General features: G+C 68.5%; 17 protein-coding genes and 1 pseudogene. 17 read left to right on the top strand and 1 reads right to left on the bottom strand.

The features are described 5' to 3' along the window. The first annotated feature begins 242 nt into the window (after positions 1–242). The 6 genes and pseudogenes from arc (at position 243) to prcA (ending at position 6,192) form a co-directional block, all read left to right on the top strand. Positions 243–2,009 (top strand): proteasome ATPase, encoded by a 1,767-nt coding sequence (arc, locus tag ACIQ7M_RS26440; RefSeq protein ID WP_339128326.1) that lies wholly within the window; start codon positions 243–245, stop codon positions 2,007–2,009. A gap of 235 nt (positions 2,010–2,244) precedes the next feature. Then, positions 2,245–3,756, top strand: coding sequence for a depupylase/deamidase Dop (gene dop, locus ACIQ7M_RS26435; protein WP_403648692.1), 1,512 nt, complete (start codon positions 2,245–2,247; stop codon positions 3,754–3,756). A 156-nt stretch (positions 3,757–3,912) separates the two neighbouring features. Further along, positions 3,913–4,131, top strand: a complete 219-nt coding sequence (locus tag ACIQ7M_RS26430) for a ubiquitin-like protein Pup (RefSeq protein ID WP_261702927.1) — start codon at positions 3,913–3,915, stop codon at positions 4,129–4,131. Between the two features lie 181 nt (positions 4,132–4,312). Continuing rightward, positions 4,313–4,591 (top strand): annotated as a pseudogene (locus ACIQ7M_RS26425) (endonuclease VII domain-containing protein); the annotation flags it as partial. After that, complete coding sequence (prcB, locus tag ACIQ7M_RS26420; protein ID WP_384801708.1) at positions 4,543–5,388, top strand: proteasome subunit beta; 846 nt, start codon at positions 4,543–4,545, stop codon at positions 5,386–5,388. The pseudogene ACIQ7M_RS26425 and the gene prcB, both read left to right, overlap by 49 nt. 57 nt (positions 5,389–5,445) lie before the next feature. Next, complete coding sequence (gene prcA / locus ACIQ7M_RS26415) at positions 5,446–6,192, top strand: proteasome subunit alpha (RefSeq protein WP_355769308.1); 747 nt, start codon at positions 5,446–5,448, stop codon at positions 6,190–6,192. Between the two features lie 115 nt (positions 6,193–6,307). Here the strand turns inward: prcA and ACIQ7M_RS26410 are convergent, their stop codons facing one another. Next, entirely contained in the window at positions 6,308–7,321 is a 1,014-nt protein-coding gene (locus ACIQ7M_RS26410) for a LacI family DNA-binding transcriptional regulator (protein WP_389848348.1), read from the bottom strand. 108 nt (positions 7,322–7,429) lie between these two features. Here ACIQ7M_RS26410 and ACIQ7M_RS26405 point away from each other — a divergent pair, with 108 nt between their 5' ends. The 11 genes from ACIQ7M_RS26405 to ACIQ7M_RS26355 all read left to right on the top strand — a co-directional run bounded on the left by ACIQ7M_RS26405 (position 7,430) and on the right by ACIQ7M_RS26355 (position 16,792). Then, positions 7,430–8,689: an MFS transporter gene (locus tag ACIQ7M_RS26405; protein ID WP_403648686.1), complete on the top strand. Its 1,260-nt coding sequence runs from the start codon at positions 7,430–7,432 to the stop codon at positions 8,687–8,689. A 9-nt stretch (positions 8,690–8,698) separates the two neighbouring features. Then, the gene (gene pafA, locus ACIQ7M_RS26400; protein ID WP_355769317.1) at positions 8,699–10,060 is read left to right on the top strand and encodes a Pup--protein ligase; all 1,362 of its coding nucleotides are present in this window, start codon (positions 8,699–8,701) and stop codon (positions 10,058–10,060) included. 128 nt (positions 10,061–10,188) lie between these two features. Beyond that, positions 10,189–11,196, top strand: a complete 1,008-nt coding sequence (locus ACIQ7M_RS26395; RefSeq protein ID WP_355769320.1) for an FKBP-type peptidyl-prolyl cis-trans isomerase — start codon at positions 10,189–10,191, stop codon at positions 11,194–11,196. A 61-nt stretch (positions 11,197–11,257) separates the two neighbouring features. Continuing rightward, entirely contained in the window at positions 11,258–11,629 is a 372-nt protein-coding gene (locus tag ACIQ7M_RS26390; RefSeq protein ID WP_355769323.1) for an FKBP-type peptidyl-prolyl cis-trans isomerase, read from the top strand. Positions 11,630–11,762: 133 nt separating this feature from the next. Then, positions 11,763–12,716: a helix-turn-helix transcriptional regulator gene (locus ACIQ7M_RS26385; RefSeq protein ID WP_403648681.1), complete on the top strand. Its 954-nt coding sequence runs from the start codon at positions 11,763–11,765 to the stop codon at positions 12,714–12,716. A gap of 16 nt (positions 12,717–12,732) precedes the next feature. Beyond that, entirely contained in the window at positions 12,733–13,746 is a 1,014-nt protein-coding gene (locus tag ACIQ7M_RS26380) for a helix-turn-helix transcriptional regulator (protein WP_403648678.1), read from the top strand. A 140-nt stretch (positions 13,747–13,886) separates the two neighbouring features. After that, positions 13,887–14,147, top strand: a complete 261-nt coding sequence (locus ACIQ7M_RS26375) for a hypothetical protein (protein WP_103553753.1) — start codon at positions 13,887–13,889, stop codon at positions 14,145–14,147. Between the two features lie 10 nt (positions 14,148–14,157). Then, a complete protein-coding gene (locus ACIQ7M_RS26370; protein ID WP_355775135.1) occupies positions 14,158–14,352 on the top strand; it encodes a hypothetical protein in 195 nt (64 codons plus the stop codon). A gap of 237 nt (positions 14,353–14,589) precedes the next feature. Further along, positions 14,590–14,877, top strand: a complete 288-nt coding sequence (tatA, locus tag ACIQ7M_RS26365) for a Sec-independent protein translocase subunit TatA (protein ID WP_355775133.1) — start codon at positions 14,590–14,592, stop codon at positions 14,875–14,877. A 47-nt stretch (positions 14,878–14,924) separates the two neighbouring features. Continuing rightward, positions 14,925–15,872, top strand: a complete 948-nt coding sequence (gene tatC / locus ACIQ7M_RS26360) for a twin-arginine translocase subunit TatC (protein ID WP_403648674.1) — start codon at positions 14,925–14,927, stop codon at positions 15,870–15,872. 29 nt (positions 15,873–15,901) lie between these two features. After that, on the top strand, positions 15,902–16,792 hold the full coding sequence (locus tag ACIQ7M_RS26355) for a diacylglycerol kinase (RefSeq protein WP_355775127.1): 891 nt from the start codon (positions 15,902–15,904) through the stop codon (positions 16,790–16,792). Positions 16,793–16,813 lie beyond the last annotated feature (21 nt).

Genomic DNA, 16,813 nt, shown 5'->3' with positions numbered 1-16,813 from the left:
TTTTCTGCGTCGAGCGAACCGAAGACTGGGGAATCGGGCCAGCTCTGACGGGTGTTGAACACTTCGACCCTACCTCCGCCCGCTTCCCAATCATGTTCGGTGGGTATTCCCCTGGCGTGAGGGAGAGCGCAAGGGTGAAGATCGGACACACCCCGACAGTCTTTGTGATCTAGGGGTTTCAATCGACACCCACCCAGGTAGGGTCTGGAAGCGTCCAGCTCCCCTTGGAGGAGGTGAGGACCGTGGCAGCCCACGACGACGACATGAACCGCGGCATCCGCCCGGGACGAGGGTCCGATGACCCCGCCGGGCAGATTGCCTACCTTGAGCAGGAGATCGCCGTCCTGCGACGCAAGCTCGCCGACTCTCCGCGACACACGAGGATTCTCGAAGAGCGGATCGTCGAGTTGCAGACCAACCTGGCAGGCGTGTCCGCACAGAACGAACGACTGGCGAACACACTCCGTGAGGCCCGCGACCAGATCGTGGCCCTCAAGGAGGAGGTCGACCGGCTCGCGCAGCCGCCGGCCGGCTTCGGTGTCTTCCTCACGGCGAACGAGGACGGCACGGCCGACATCTTCACCGGGGGCCGCAAGCTCCGGGTGAACGTCAGCCCCAGCGTCGAGCTCGACGAGCTCAGGCGCGGCCAGGAAGTGATGCTCAACGAAGCCCTCAACGTGGTCGAGGCCATGGAATACGAGAGCGTCGGCGACATCGTCACCCTCAAGGAGATCCTGGAGGACGGCGAGCGCGCCCTCGTCCAGGGGCACACAGACGAGGAACGGGTGGTCCGGCTCGCCGAACCACTCCTGGACGTCAACATCCGCCCCGGAGACGCCCTGCTCCTCGAACCCCGTTCCGGCTACGTCTACGAAATCGTTCCCAAGAGCGAGGTCGAGGAACTCGTCCTCGAAGAGGTCCCGGACATCGGCTACGAGCAGATCGGCGGTCTGGGCGGCCAGATCGAGATGATCCGCGACGCGGTCGAGCTCCCCTACCTCTACCCCGACCTCTTCAAGGAACACGAACTGCGGCCCCCGAAGGGAGTCCTGCTCTACGGACCCCCCGGATGCGGAAAGACGCTCATCGCCAAGGCCGTGGCCAACTCACTGGCCAAGAAGGTCGCCGAAGTGACCGGCCAGGCCACCGGCAAGAGCTTCTTCCTCAACATCAAGGGCCCCGAGCTCCTGAACAAGTACGTCGGCGAGACCGAGCGGCAGATCCGTCTCGTCTTCCAGCGTGCCCGGGAGAAGGCCAGCGAGGGCACCCCCGTCATCGTCTTCTTCGACGAGATGGAGTCCCTCTTCCGCACCCGCGGATCCGGCGTCAGCTCGGACGTGGAGAACACCATCGTCCCGCAGCTCCTCGCCGAGATCGACGGTGTCGAAGGCCTGCAGAACGTGGTCGTCATCGGCGCCTCCAACCGCGAGGACATGATCGACCCCGCCATTCTGCGGCCCGGCCGGCTCGACGTGAAGATCAAGATCGAACGCCCGGACGCCGAAGCGGCCAAGGACATCTTCCAGAAGTACCTCACCGAACGACTCCCCCTGCACTCCGAGGACGTCGGAGAGCACGGCGGCGACAGGGCGGCAACCGTCCACGGCATGATCCAGACAGCCGTGGAGCAGATGTACGCCGAGTCCGAGGAGAACCGCTTCCTGGAGGTCACCTACGCCAACGGCGACAAGGAAGTCCTTTACTTCAAGGACTTCAATTCCGGCGCCATGATCGAGAACATCGTCGGCCGCGCCAAGAAGATGGCCATCAAGGACTTCCTGGAACACAGCCAGAAGGGCCTCCGGGTCTCCCACCTCCTCCAGGCATGCGTGGACGAGTTCAAGGAGAACGAGGACCTCCCGAACACCACCAACCCCGACGACTGGGCCCGCATCTCCGGAAAGAAGGGCGAACGGATCGTCTATATCCGTACGCTCATCACCGGAAAGCAGGGCGCGGACACCGGACGCTCCATCGACACGGTGGCCAACACCGGTCAATACCTGTAAAAGACAGGGCGGCTGCGGGTGCCCTTCACGGGGTATCCGCAGCCGCCTCCTTTTCCGGTCACGGCCGTAACACAGCAATGACGCAAATGATCTCCCCACCAGCGCAGTGGCGTTCTAGGCTCTTTCGTACCGCCGAGTCGCGCAGTGCGGGGACGGGCACCGCACACGCACCGGAGCGCCAGCGGTACTTGAGCAGCGCCCCCGACCGAGGGCGCTGCCGGGCAAGGAGGGCCGCATGACCGTACGGCGAGTAATGGGCATCGAGACGGAGTACGGGATCTCCGTCCCCGGTCACCCCAACGCCAATGCCATGCTCACCTCGTCCCAGATCGTCAACGCCTACGCGGCGGCGATGCACCGGGCGCGCCGCGCCCGCTGGGACTTCGAGGAGGAGAACCCGCTGCGGGACGCGCGAGGCTTCGACCTCGCCCGGGAGGCCGCCGACTCCAGCCAGCTCACCGACGAGGACATCGGCCTGGCCAATGTCATCCTCACCAACGGTGCACGGCTGTACGTCGACCACGCCCACCCGGAATACAGCTCCCCCGAAGTCACCAACCCGCGGGACGCCGTCCTGTGGGACAAGGCCGGCGAGCGCATCATGGCCGAGGCCGCGGAACGCGCCGCCCAGCTCCCCGGCGCCCAGCCGATCCACCTCTACAAGAACAACACCGACAACAAGGGCGCCTCCTACGGCACGCACGAGAACTACCTGATGAAGCGGGAGACCCCCTTCTCGGACGTCGTGCGCCACCTCACGCCGTTCTTCGTCTCACGCCAGGTCGTCACCGGAGCGGGCCGCGTCGGCATCGGCCAGGACGGGCACGAGCACGGCTTCCAGCTCAGTCAGCGCGCCGACTACTTCGAGGTCGAGGTCGGCCTCGAGACCACCCTCAAGCGCCCCATCATCAACACCCGCGACGAACCGCACGCTGACGCCGAGAAGTACCGCCGGCTGCACGTGATCATCGGGGACGCCAACCTCTCCGAGATCTCGACCTACCTCAAGCTGGGCACGACAGCCCTCGTCCTCTCCATGATCGAGGACGGCTTCATCGCCGTCGACCTGGCCGTGGACCAGCCCGTACGCACCCTCCACCAGGTCTCCCACGACCCCACCCTCAAGCGACTGGTCACGCTCCGCAGCGGCCGCACACTCACCGCGGTGCAACTGCAGATGGAGTACTTCGAGCTCTCCCGCAAATACGTGGAGGAGCGCTTCGGGGCGGACGCCGACGAACAGACCAAGGACGTCCTCCTGCGCTGGGAGGACACCCTGAACCGCCTGGAGAACGACCCGATGAGCCTCTCCGGGGAGCTCGACTGGGTCGCCAAGCGGGAACTCATGGAGGGCTACCGGCGCCGTGACGGCCTCGACTGGGACGCCGCCCGGCTGCACCTGGTCGACCTCCAGTACGCCGACGTACGGGCCGAGAAGGGCCTCTACAACCGTCTCGCGGCCCGCGGCAAGATCAAGCGCCTTCTGGACGAGAGCGAGGTCGAGCGGGCCCGTACGACACCGCCCGAGGACACCCGCGCCTACTTCCGCGGGCGCTGCCTGGAGCAGTACGCGGACGACGTGGCCGCGGCCTCCTGGGACTCGGTGATCTTCGACCTGCCCGGACGGGACTCGCTCCAGCGCGTCCCAACCCTGGAGCCGCTTCGCGGAACGCGTAATCACGTCAAGGAGCTCCTGGACCGCTGTCGGACGGCGGAGGACCTGGTCAGGGTCCTTTCGGGCAACTGAGCTTCCGCCCGGACGGCACGGGCCGGACAGGGTGGAATACCCGGCGTTACGGGAATCATCGAGGTGGTCCCCGTACGTTGTGGCAACTGCGGGGCCGATGTCGGACCCTGCTTGTAGGGTCTGATCAAGAACGTCGAACCGAGCGGGGTGAGGGTTATGGCGACCAAGGACACCGGCGGCGGACAGCAGAAGGCGACGCGTTCCACCGAGGAGGTCGAGGAACAGTCGCAGGACGCGCAGGCAACCGACGACCTCAAGGAACGCCAGGAAAAGCTGAGCGACGACGTCGACTCGGTTCTTGACGAAATTGACGATGTACTCGAGGAAAATGCCGAGGACTTCGTTCGAAGTTTCGTTCAAAAGGGTGGCGAGTAACCTTCGAAACGAAGGCTGCTGAGGCTCTCGAGTTGAGAATGAAAAAAGTGTGAAGTGCCGCGTGCGGTGTGCGAGAGCAGGCCGCACGCAGCCTTCGCCAACAACGGGGTGGCCAGTCATGAGCCGCGGGCCGGCCGGCGACATGTTGTCGGCCCCTGTGGGGCGGCCACGGGCCCTACGAGGTTCCGAACGCCACCATGGCCTCACCGAGGCCCAGCGCGATGCGATGGTCGCCTCTCAAAAGGGGCTCTGCGTGATCTGCTTGAAAGCTCCTGCGGTTCATGTGGATCACTGCCACAAGACGGGTAGTGTCCGTGGCGTACTGTGCTTCAACTGCAATTCGGCCATCGGCAAGTTGGGAGACGATCCCGACGCTGTTCGTCGGGCTGCCGCCTACCTGGAGGGAAACGCGTGGAAGCCAACACTCGTAGCACCGGGCGTCTACCGGCTGCCTTCCTGACGCCCGGGTCGTCGTCCTTCATGGACTTCCTGTCCGAGCACCAGCCGGAGATGCTCCCGGGCAAGCGGCAACTGCCGCCCGTGCAGGGCGTGATCGAGGCCCCGCACGGCACGACGATCGTCGCCGTCACGTTCCCGGGCGGAGTCGTCCTCGCCGGTGACCGGCGGGCCACGATGGGGAACATCATCGCCCAGCGCGACATCGAGAAGGTGTTCCCGGCCGACGAGTACTCGGCGGTGGGCATCGCCGGCACGGCGGGCCTGGCCGTGGAGATGGTGAAGCTGTTCCAGCTCGAGCTGGAGCACTTCGAGAAGGTGGAGGGCGCGCAGCTCTCCCTGGAGGGCAAGGCGAACCGCCTGTCCACGATGATCCGTTCCAACCTCGGCATGGCCATGCAGGGTCTCGCCGTGGTGCCGCTCTTCGCGGGCTACGACGTGGACCGCGGCAGGGGCCGCATCTTCTCCTACGACGTCACCGGCGGCCGTTCCGAGGAGCACGGCTACGCGGCCACGGGCTCCGGCTCGCTCTTCGCGCGCGGCGCCATGAAGAAGCTGTACTCCAAGGATCTGACGGAGGACCAGGCCACCACGCTGGTGATCCAGGCCCTCTACGACGCTGCCGACGACGACTCGGCGACCGGTGGTCCCGATGTCGCGCGCCGGATCTACCCGATCGTCACCGTGATCACCGAGAGCGGTTTCCGCCGGCTCACGGACGAGGAGTCCTCCGAGATCGCGCGCGTGATCCTGGAGGCGCGGCTCCAGCAGCCCGACGGCCCGCGTGCCGCGCTGTACTGAACGCCCGTCTCTCTTCCAGGTGATCCAGTGACTTCGACAGAAAGGGACGGATAGCCGGTGTCGACGCCGTTCTATGTCTCACCCCAGCAGGCGATGGCCGACCGGGCGGAGTACGCCCGCAAGGGCATCGCGCGTGGCCGCAGCCTGGTCGTGCTGCAGTATGCCGACGGCATCGTGTTCGTCGGCGAGAACCCGTCCCGTGCGCTGCACAAGTTCAGCGAGATCTATGACCGGATCGGCTTCGCGGCCGCCGGTAAGTACAACGAGTACGAGAATCTGCGGATCGGCGGTGTGCGGTACGCCGACCTGCGTGGCTACACGTACGACCGTGACGACGTGACGGCTCGTGGTCTGGCCAACGTGTACGCCCAGACGCTGGGCACGATCTTCTCGTCGGCGGCGGAGAAGCCGTACGAGGTGGAGCTGGTGGTCGCGGAGGTCGGCGAGACGCCGGACGGTGACCAGATCTACCGGCTGCCGCATGACGGTTCGATCGTGGACGAGCACGGTTCGGTGGCCGTCGGTGGCAACGCGGAGCAGATCAGTACCTATCTGGACACGCAGCACCGGGACGGCATGTCGCTGGCCGAGGCGCTGAAGCTGGCCGTTCAGTCGTTGTCCCGGGAGCCGAACGGCGGTGAGCGGGAGATTCCGGCGGAGCGGCTGGAGGTCGCGGTGCTGGACCGGACGCGGCCGCAGAAGAGGAAGTTCAAGCGGATCGTCGGTCGTCAGTTGTCCCGGTTGCTGGAGGTCGGGGGCGCGGAGACCGCGACGGAGGCCGAGGACGCCGACGACGACGAGTGAGGTTTCGGCTGGACCGCGCACCCGCTCGGCGGGTGCTCGTACGGAAGGGGCCGCTCCGGTGCAGACCGGTGCGGCCCCTTCCGTGTGTCCGGGTCCTGGCGGTGGGTGGCGGGTGTCAGGTGCCTGGAGGGGCTGTGGAGCCGCGTACGACGAGTTCGACGGGGATGTCTTCCTCGGGGGGTGTGCGGCCGTCCAGGACGGCGAGGAGGGCTTTCATGCCCTGTTCGCCGAATCGTTCGGCGTCGAGGCGGACCGTGGTGAGTTCGGGGTCGAGGGCGCGGGCGAGGGCGAGGTCGTCGAGTCCGGTGATGGAGATGTCGTCGGGGATGCGCAGGCCGAGGCGGCGGGCGGCCTTGTAGGCGCCGGCGGCGAGTTTGTCGTCGTCGCAGATGACGGCGGTGGGGCGGGGTCCCGGTGCGGTGAGGGCGCTGTGGGCGGCGGCGAGGGCGTCTTCGAAGGAGATGGGGGCGGGGGCGACGCGGAGGCTGGTTCCGGGGACTTCGACGAGGCGGGCGGCGAGTTCGCGGGCGCGGACCTCGAAGGTCCAGGAGGGGATGTCGGCGGCGAGGTGCAGGAAGCGGCGGTGGCCGAGGGTGAGGAGGTGGTCGGTGACCTGGCGTACGCCGTCGGCGATGTCGAGGTTGACGGTGGCGGCGCCCTGGCTGCCTGCGGGGTCGCTGTCGAGCATGACGAGGGGGAGCTGGTCGCCGCGGATGGCGGTGAGGGCGTCGGCGGCCATGGAGGAGGCGATGACGCCGTCGAGGGCGGCCTGGGCGGAGCCGAAGGGGTCGCGGGCGGGGCCGATGCCTTCGGGGGAGGGGTAGAGGACGACTCCGAAGCCGTGCTGGGCGGCGACGCGGGCGGCGCCGGTGTAGACGCCGGCGAAGAATTCGGTGGTGAGTGCGGGGACGACGAGCAGGACGGTGCGGGTGCGGCCTAGGCGGAGGTTGCGGGCGGCCAGGTTGGGGCGGTAGCCGAGTTCCTGTGCGGCGTCGCGGACGCGTTCGGCGGTGGCGGGGGAGACGCGGCCGCGCCATTTGTCGCCGAGGACGAGGGAGACGGCTGCCTGGGAGACGCCGGCGGCCTCGGCGACGTCCCGGCTGGTGGGACGCGTGCTACCTCTTGCCACCGTGGGCCTGCTCCTTCGTCTGGACTCGCGGTCAGCGCACATGGTACGTATGGAGGCAGACGTTATACGTAACACTTGAACGTCGCGCGCTATCGAGAAGGGCATGCCATGGCTGCGGGATACCTGGAGATCCTCAGGGCGAGGCACGCCGCCAGGCTGCTGGTGGGGACGCTGGTGGGGCGGTTGCCGAACGCGACCGCGGCCATCGCCGTCGTGCTGTTCGTGCGGGCCGAGGGCGGCACGTACAGCCTGGCGGGCGCGCTCGCGGCCGTGTACGGGGTGGCCAACGCGGTGGGGCAGCCGCTGCTCGGCCGGCTCGTGGATCTGCACGGCCAGCCGCGGGTGCAATTGCCGGCGGCGGTGGTCTCGGCCCTCGGCATGGGTGTCTTCGCCGTGGCCGGGACGGAGCCGGTGGCGCTCGCGTGCGCCGCGATGGCCATGGCCGGGCTGTTCACGCCTCCGCTGGAGGGCGGCCTGCGGGCGCTCTGGCCCTCGGTGCTGCGCGAGGAGGAGCAGGTGCACACGGCGTACGCGATGGACGCGGTGGCGCAGGAAGTGATGTTCACCGTCGGGCCGTTGCTGGTGACGTTGTGCGTCGCGCTCTGGTCGGCGGAGGCCGCCCTGCTGATCCTCGCCGTCGTCGGTGTCCTGGGGGCCCTCTCCGTGGTCCTCTCGCCGCCTTCGCGCGCGTGGCGTTCGGCTCCGCGTGAGGCGCACTGGCTCGGTGCCCTGCGCTCACCGGGGCTGCTGGCGCTTCTGGGGGCGTTCCTGTTCATCGGGATGGCGCTGGGTTCGATCACTGTCGCGGCGGTGTCGTACGCGGACGCGCACGGTGGGGACACGGTGTACGGGTGGCTGATGGCGGGCATCGGTCTCGGCGCGCTGCTCGGTGGTGTGGTCTACGGCGCGCGGCGGTGGGGCGGGGCGCCGGAGCGGCGACTGCGGGTGCTGGTCGCGCTTCTGGCGGTGTGTTACGTCCCGCTGGTGCTGGTGCCCGGCCCGGTCGCGATGACGGCGCTGATGACGCTCGCGGGGGTGTTCCTGGCGCCGAGCATCGCGTGTGCCTTCGTGCTGGTGGACCGGCACGCGCCGACCGGTACGGTCACCGAGGCTTTCTCGTGGCTTGTGACGACGTTCACCGTGGGCGCGTCGGTGGGTACGGGCCTGGCGGGGCCGGTCGTGGAGTGGGGCGGGGCGGCCCGGGGTTTCGCGGTTCCGGGGGTTGCGGGTGCCGCCGCGTTGGTGGTTCTGCTGGCCACGGGCGGGGTCCTCGCAGCTACCGGGAGGGGCGGGGTTGTTGCGGCTTCATCGGAAAATGATCCAAACCGAGCCGTCGAACCCCGTTTCAGCTCAGGGGATCGGGCGTAATGTTCAGTCATGGACCGCCGCATTTTCGGGCTGGAGAACGAGTACGGCGTCACGTGTACGTTCAGGGGACAGCGTCGACTGTCTCCCGACGAGGTGGCGCGGTACCTCTTCCGCCGTGTCGTGTCATGGGGCCGCAGCAGCAATGTCTTTCTGCGGAACGGTGCCCGCCTTTATCTCGACGTGGGGTCACATCCGGAATACGCGACACCCGAATGTGACAACGTGACGGAACTCGTCACCCACGACAAGGCCGGCGAGCGCATTCTCGAAGGTCTCCTGGTGGATGCCGAACGGCGCCTGCACGAGGAAGGGATCGCGGGCGACGTCTATCTGTTCAAGAACAACACCGACTCGGCGGGCAACTCCTACGGATGCCACGAGAACTATCTGGTGGCCCGGCACGGGGAGTTCTCGCGCCTCGCGGACATCCTGATCCCGTTCCTCGTCACGAGGCAGCTGCTGTGCGGTGCGGGCAAGGTGCTGCAGACGCCGCGTGGTGCCGTGTACTGCGTCAGCCAGCGGGCCGAGCACATCTGGGAGGGCGTCAGTTCCGCGACGACGCGGTCCCGGCCCATCATCAACACGCGTGACGAGCCGCACGCGGACGCCGAGCGTTACCGTCGGCTGCACGTCATCGTCGGCGACTCGAACATGTCCGAGACGACCATGCTGCTGAAGGTCGGTGCCACCGACCTCGTCCTGCGCATGATCGAGGCGGGCACCGTCATGCGTGACCTCACGCTGGAGAACCCCATCCGGGCGATCCGCGAGGTCAGCCACGACATCACGGGCCGCCGGAAGGTGCGTCTGGCCAGTGGTCGTGAGGCCTCCGCGCTGGAGGTGCAGCGCGAGTACTACGAGAAGGCCGTGGACTTCGTCGAGCGCCGCGGTATCCGTACGGGAACCGTCGACCAGGTGCTGGAGCTGTGGGGCCGTGTGCTCGACTCGATCGAGGCCGAGGACCTCGACAGGATCGGCACCGAGATCGACTGGGTGATGAAGTACCAGCTCATCGAGCGGTACCGGGCCAAGCACAACATGACGATGTCGCATCCGCGGGTCGCTCAGATAGACCTCGCCTACCACGACATCCACCGGCGTCGTGGGCTCTACTACCTGCTGGAGCGGAAGGGGCAAGCCGCGCGGATCTGCAACGACTTGAAGATCTTCGAGGGCAAGTCGGTGCCTCCGCAGACCACTCGGGCGCGGCTGCGTGGTGACTTCATCCGCCGGGCGCAGGAGCAGCGGCGGGACTTCACCGTCGACTGGGTGCATCTGAAGCTGAACGATCAGGCGCAGCGCACGGTGTTGTGCAAGGACCCGTTCCGTTCGGTGGACGATCGGGTGGAGAAGCTCATCGCCGGAATGTGAGCCGGGAGTTCCGTGGGTGACGCGGAACGCAACGCGGGGCGCCGTACGTTTTCCGTACGGCGCCCTGCTCACGTCGTAGAGTTGCGCGCACGCCATCCACCAAGATCGACCGATACGAGGCTCCCACCGTGCGCCGACGCTCACTCCTCCTCTCCGTACCCGCTGGACTGGTCACGCTCGCCGGATGCGGTGACGACGGCAAGTCAGACACGGCGAAGTCCAGCAACAGCCCGTCGCCCTCGGCGTCCGCGGCGGCGTCCGCGCCGCCCCCGCCGAAGATCGTCGACGGTCCGCTGCCGGCGATCACGGCCGGTACGAAGTTCGGTGAGAAGCCGACCGTGGCCAAGGGCACGGGGGAGCCGTCGAAGGATCTCGCGGTCAGGACGGTGATCGCGGGCAACGGGAAGACGGTCGCGGAGAACGACTACATCCAGGCCAATTACCTGGGTCAGATCTGGGCCACGGCGAAGGTCTTCGACAACTCCTACGACCGGGGGACGCCGCTGGTCATCCAGCTGGCGCAGGGCGGGATCATCGACGGCTGGCGCTATGGCCTGGTCGGCAAGAAGACCGGCAGTCGTGTCGAGATGGCGGTGCCGCCGACCTGGGGTTACGGCTCGGAGGGCAACGCGCAGGCGGGTATCAAGGGCACGGACACGCTGGTGTTCGTGGTGGACATCGAGGACACGTTCAACTCGAAGAGCTCCGCCAAGGGCAAGAACGTGCCGCAGAAGGACGCCTCGCTGCCGACGGTCGGCACGAACACGGACGGCTCGGCTCCCAAGATCACGGTGCCGAAGAAGGACGCCCCGACGAAGCTCGTGGCGAACTACGTGATCGAGGGCGACGGCGACGAGGTCAAGGCCGACAGCAGTGTCCTGGTGCAGTACGAGGGGGTGCTGTGGGACAGCGGCAAGGAGTTCGACTCGACGTACAAGCGTGGTCAGCTCACGTCGTTCTCGCTGCAGCAGGTCGTCAAGGGCTGGGCGCAGGGGCTGACGGGCAAGAAGGTGGGCAGCCGCGTCCTCATCGTGATTCCGCCGGCTCTGGGCTACGGCGACAACCCGCCGGCCGGCAGCGGTATCAAGAAGGACTCCACGCTCGTCTTCTCGGTCGACATCCTGGCGAAGATGTAACCCCTCCGGGGATGTAAGACTGTCCGTGTTGTCCTTACGTACACAAAGCAGGAGCAAAGACGTGAGCATCGAGAAGCCCGAGATCGATTTCCCCGAGGGCGAGCCGCCGGCGGACCTTGAGATCAAGGACATCTGGGAGGGCGACGGCCCCGAGGCCAAGTCGGGTCAGAACGTCACGGTGCACTACGTGGGTGTGTCGTTCAGCACGGGTGAGGAGTTCGACGCGAGCTGGAACCGGGGCGAGCCGTTCCGCTTCCCGCTCGGCGGCGGCCGTGTCATCAAGGGCTGGGACAAGGGTGTGCAGGGCATGAAGGTCGGCGGCCGCCGCCGGCTGACCATCCCCGCCCACCTCGCCTACGGCGACCAGAGCCCGACCCCGGCGATCAAGCCGGGCGAGACGCTGATCTTCGTGGTCGACCTGATCGCGGTCTGATCACGGCGGATCGGATCCGATCCTGATCGGATCATCTGGGGCCCATGCCCGTCCGGGCATGGGCCCTCGGCTTTTGCCGCGCCCCTGTGGAGCGGTACGGTCATCGGTCGGAAGCACCATAGGAAGGGCGTCGATGGCCATTGCCAAGGCCGAGCGGCTGATGAACCTCGCACTGTGTCTGCTCGGGACGCGGCGGCCGCTCAGCAAGCGGGAACTCCGCGAGTCCATCGAGGCCTATCTGGAGGCCGGCTCGGACGACAGCTTCAACCGGATGTTCGAGCGGGACAAGGACGATCTGCGCGAACTCGGCCTGGTCATCGAGACGGTGGAGAACCTCGACGGCGAGGTCGGCTACCTCGCCCGCCGCGACAGCAACCGCCTGCCGCCGATCACCCTCGACGCCGAGGAGGCCGCCGCCCTCGGTCTGGCCGCCAAGGTCTGGCAGCAGGCCCGCCTCGCCGGAGCCGCGAGCGGGGCGCTCCAGAAGCTGCGCGCCGCGGGTCTGCCCGAGGACGTGGACCCGTACGGGTCCCACGGCGCCCTCGAACCGCACATCCCCGTCCACGAGGCGGCCTTCGAGCCGCTGATGCTCGCCTGCCGCGACCGCCGCCCGGTCGTCTTCGACTACCGCAAGGCCAACGCCGCGCAGCCCGGGACCCGGCACGTCGAGCCCTGGGCCCTGGAGTGCTGGCGCGGACACTGGTATCTCGCCGGCTGGGACCGCGACCGCGGCGCCGAACGCGTCTTCCGGCTCTCCCGGATCACCGGCAAGGTCCGCGCCCGTGCGGGCAAGTACACCGCCGAGGTCCCCGACGTGGTGACCGTCCGCGAGACGGTGGCCGGCTGGGCGGGGGAGATCACCGACCGCTCCGCGCTGATCCGGCTGCGTTCCGGCGCGGGCTACCCGCTGCGCGCCAAGGCCGTCTCGGTACGGGAACTGGGCGACGGCTGGGACGAGTTGGAGATTCCGTACGGGCACGGCCTGGACGCCTTGCTCGTGGAGTTCGGGCCGGACGTGGTGGTCGTGGAGCCCGCCGAACTGCGGGCCGATGTGGTCGACCGGCTGCGCGCCGTGGCCAAGGGCTGAGGGGAAAAGTAAGAAAGTGGCAGGAAAACCGGCCAGGCCCACGAACGCGATCGACCAGACCCGGCGGATGCTGTCCCTGGTGACGTATCTGCGCGAGCGCCCCGGCGCCCACGTCAGTGATGTGGCCCGGGCCTTCGGGATCACCGAGGACGAGCTGATCTCCGACCTCGACGTGCTGCCGCTGTGCGGGACCAGTTTCCGCGGCGGGGATCTGCTCGACATCGACACCGACGGCGACCGGATCTGGTGGCACAACCCGGACGACATCGCCGAGCCGCTGCGGATCGCCGCCGACGAGGCGACCGCGCTGCTGGTCGCCGCCCGCGCGGTGTCCACCCTGCCCGGCCTGCGTGAGGGCGACCGGCAGGCGCTGCTGCGGGCCACCGCCAAGGTGGAGGCCGCCTCGGGCGAGGCGGCCGGTGCCAGCTCCCGGCTGTCGGTGACCTTCGAGTCCGAGGGCGGCGTCTTCGCCGACGTGGACCGGGCGATCTCCGAACGGCGCCGGCTGTGGATCCGCTACTACTCGCCCTCGCGGGACGAGCTCAGCGAACGCGAGATCGACCCGATCCGCCTGGTCAGCGTCGGTCACACCTATGTGGAGGCGTGGTGCCGCCGCTCCGAGGCGCGCCGTACCTTCCGGCTCGACCGGGTCGCCGAGATCCGCATCCTGGACGAGCCGTCCGCGCCGCCCGAGATCGAGCTGCGGGACCTGTCCGAGGGGCTCGTGCAGCCCGCGGCCGAGGATCCCGAGGTCGTCGTCGAGGTGGGCCCCGGCGGGCGCTGGGTCGCCGAGTACTACCCGCACGACAGCGCGGATGAGCTGCCGGACGGCGGGCTGCGTATCACCTTGCGGACTCCCGACCCCGCCTCGCTGCGGCGGCTGGCCCTGCGTCTCGGCGGTGACGGCCGGATCGTCTCGCCGCAGGCTCTCGCCGACAGCGCGCGCGGCGCGGCCCGCGAGGCGCTCGCCGCGTACGACGGGCCCGGAGTCCAGGACAGTCCGTACGAGGGGCGGGAGCAGGGACTTTGAGGACGTCGGGGTCTGGTGCGCAGGGAAGGCCGGGTGGCCCGGAGAAGCCGGGTTCCGTGCGGCGGGCGGGCGTGACGGGGCGCGCCGGGTCGGCCGCGGGCGGTCCGGGGCGTGCCGGGTCCGTCCCGGGTGTGGCGGAGATGTCGGTGGGGACGGCCTTCGCCGGGATGCGCCGGGTCGTCGAGGTCATGTTCAAGGCCGCCTGCCCCGACTGCCGGGCCGGTTTCGAGCTCACGCCCGGTGCCCTGCGCCTGGCCATCGGCGCCAGCAGCCGTACGACGTTCTACTCGTTCACCTGCCCCGCGTGCGGGTCGGCCGTCCGCAAGCCCGCGGGGGAACGCATCGTCGAACTGCTCACCGGGGGCGGGGTCCGCACGCTGCGGCTGCACTCCACCCTCTAGGGTCGACGTCATGTTCTGGCCGATGTTTGCGATCGCCGCGGGTTTCCTGGGAATCACGGTTCTCGGGGTCCTCGCCGTCCGTGTCTTCCTGGAAACGGAGCGTCTGGGCCGCCAGGTGGCCGATTCCGCGCGCCGTATCAGCACCGCCTCCGAGGACCTGGAAAAGGCCGCGGCGGGGGCGGTGCGCTCCATGGATACGGTATGAGTCGTTCCATGGATGCGTAATGCGTCACGCTGGCCTGTCGACTTGGTGCGGGGGCCAGGTACGCTCATGGGCGCGGCCCGGAGAATGAGGCGCGGGCCGCGAACTGGGAGTACGCACAGGGATTGCCCCGCGTTCACCCCTGAGCGTTACGATCGCTGACATCACGATGATCGGACACATGTCCGATCGATCGGCCAGCACCCCGACCATGCAGCCTCGGTGAGAAGGTAAAGACTTATGTTCGGAAGGCTCGGAGCTCCCGAGATCATTCTCATCCTCGTCGTCATCATCCTGCTGTTCGGCGCGAAGAAGCTTCCGGACATGGCGCGCTCCCTCGGCAAGTCCGCCCGGATCCTCAAGAGCGAGGCGAAGGCGATGAAGGAAGAGGGCAGCGGCCCGGCCGCCCCGGCCGGTCAGCCCGCCGGTGACGAGCAGACCCCCGCGCAGCGCACCATCCAGGCGGCCCCCGGCGACGTGACCAGCTCGCGCCCGGTCAACGAGCCGACGGACACGACCCAGCGCTGACGCAGGGCCGGTGACATCCGGCCCGCCGCATGAGATGAGGATGTGGGTTGCTCACGTCTGCCCGCAACACGGAGAAGGACCCCGAGGGGCGCATGCCCCTCGGGGACCATCTTCGCGAGCTTCGCAACCGGCTCGCGAAGGCGGTGCTGGCCATCGTCCTCGTGACGATCGTCGCGGCCTTCTACTACAACGACATCATCAACTTCTTCACCAAGCCGGTCCTCGACTCCGTCGGGTGCCCGGAGACGTTCGCCGAGCTGGCGAAGCAGCCCAAGAACCACCAGTGCGCGCAGATCACCATCAACGGTCTGCTCGCCCCGTTCACCCTGGCGCTGAAGGTCTCCCTGATGGCGGGCGTCGTGCTCGCCTCGCCGGTCTGGCTCTACCAGCTCTGGGCGTTCGTCGCCCCGGGTCTGCACAGGAGCGAGAAGAAGTACGCGTACGCGTTCGTCGGCACCGGCGTCCCGCTGTTCCTCGGTGGCGCGTTCTTCGCCTACAAGGTGCTTCCCACCACGGCGAAGGTCCTGATGGAGTTCACGCCGGACGGCGTGAACAACCTCCTGCCGCTGGACGACCTGCTCGACCTGGTCACGCGCATGGTGGTCGTGTTCGGTCTCTCCTTCGAGCTGCCCCTGCTGCTGGTGATGCTCAACCTCACGGGCATCCTCACCGGTACGCGCATGCTCGGCTGGTGGCGCGGCATGATCATCGGCATCACGGTCTTCGCCGCCGTCGCCACCCCCAGCACCGACCCGCTGACGATGCTCGCGCTCGCCGGGCCGATCTGGATCCTGTACTTCGGCGCGGTTCTCTTCTCCCTGCTCAACGACCGGCGCAAGCGCCGGCGCGACGAGTCCGGGCCCGCCGACGACGAGGCGTCCGACCTCGACCTCACCCCTGAGGACATCGGCGACGTCGAGAGCGTGTCGGCCCGCCGGAGCCTTCCGGAGCAGGCGACCACGGACCGGGTCAACGGTTATGACGACGTGACCTGACGGAGCCCGTGACCTCGTAGGGTCACCCTGTGACCAGCGAGATCACCCTCATAGTCAACCCCACCGCGGGCCGCGGCCGGGGCGCCCGAGCGGCGCTGCCGGCCGCTTCCGCTTTGCGTGCCGCGGGATTCTCCGTCGAGACCGTCCAGGGCGAGGATCCGGCCGACGCCCTCGCACGGGCGCGCGAGGCGGTCGCCGGCGGCACCGGCGCCCTCGTCGCGGTCGGCGGGGACGGCATGGCGAACCTGGTGCTCCAGGCCGTCGCCGGGACCCGTACCCCCTTCGGGCTGGTCGCCGCCGGCACCGGCAACGACTTCGCGCGGGCCCTCGGCCTGCCCGTGGGCGACCCGGCGGCCGCGGGACGCATGATCGCCGAGGCGCTGAAGGGGGAGAGGCTGCGCGAGGTCGACCTGGGCCGGGTGAACGGCACATGGTTCGGCACCGTCCTCGCCTCCGGGTTCGACTCCCGGGTCAACGACCGCGGGAACCGGATGCGCCTGCCCGTGGGCCGCTTCAAGTACGACGTCGCCATGGTCGCCGAACTGGCCGCCTTCCGGCCCGTCCCGTACCGCGTCACCCTCGACGGCGGCGAGACGCTGGAGACCGAGGCGACGCTGGTGGCCGTCGGCAACGGACCGTCGTACGGCGGCGGCATGAGGATCTGTCCCGGCGCGAGCCTCGGCGACGGACTGTTCGACATCACGGTGGTCGGGGACTGCTCCCGCTCGACCCTGCTCAAGATCTTCCCCCGGGTCTACCGGGGCACTCACGTCGGACATCCCGTGGTGAGCGTGCTGCGGGCGGCCAAGGTGGAACTCCTCGCCGAGGGCGTCACCGGCTACGCGGACGGGGAGCCGCTGGGCCCGCTGCCGCTCACGGCGGAGTGCGTACGGGCCGCCGTGCGCGTCGCACTTCCCTGAGCTGCGGGGATCCGGGGTTTC

Origin of the sequence: Streptomyces sp. NPDC096324, assembly GCF_044763015.1 — a bacterium.
Taxonomy (GTDB): Bacteria; Actinomycetota; Actinomycetes; order Streptomycetales; family Streptomycetaceae; genus Streptomyces.
Note: the sequence above shows the minus strand (reverse complement) of the source record. Positions and strands in the feature narration are given on the sequence as shown.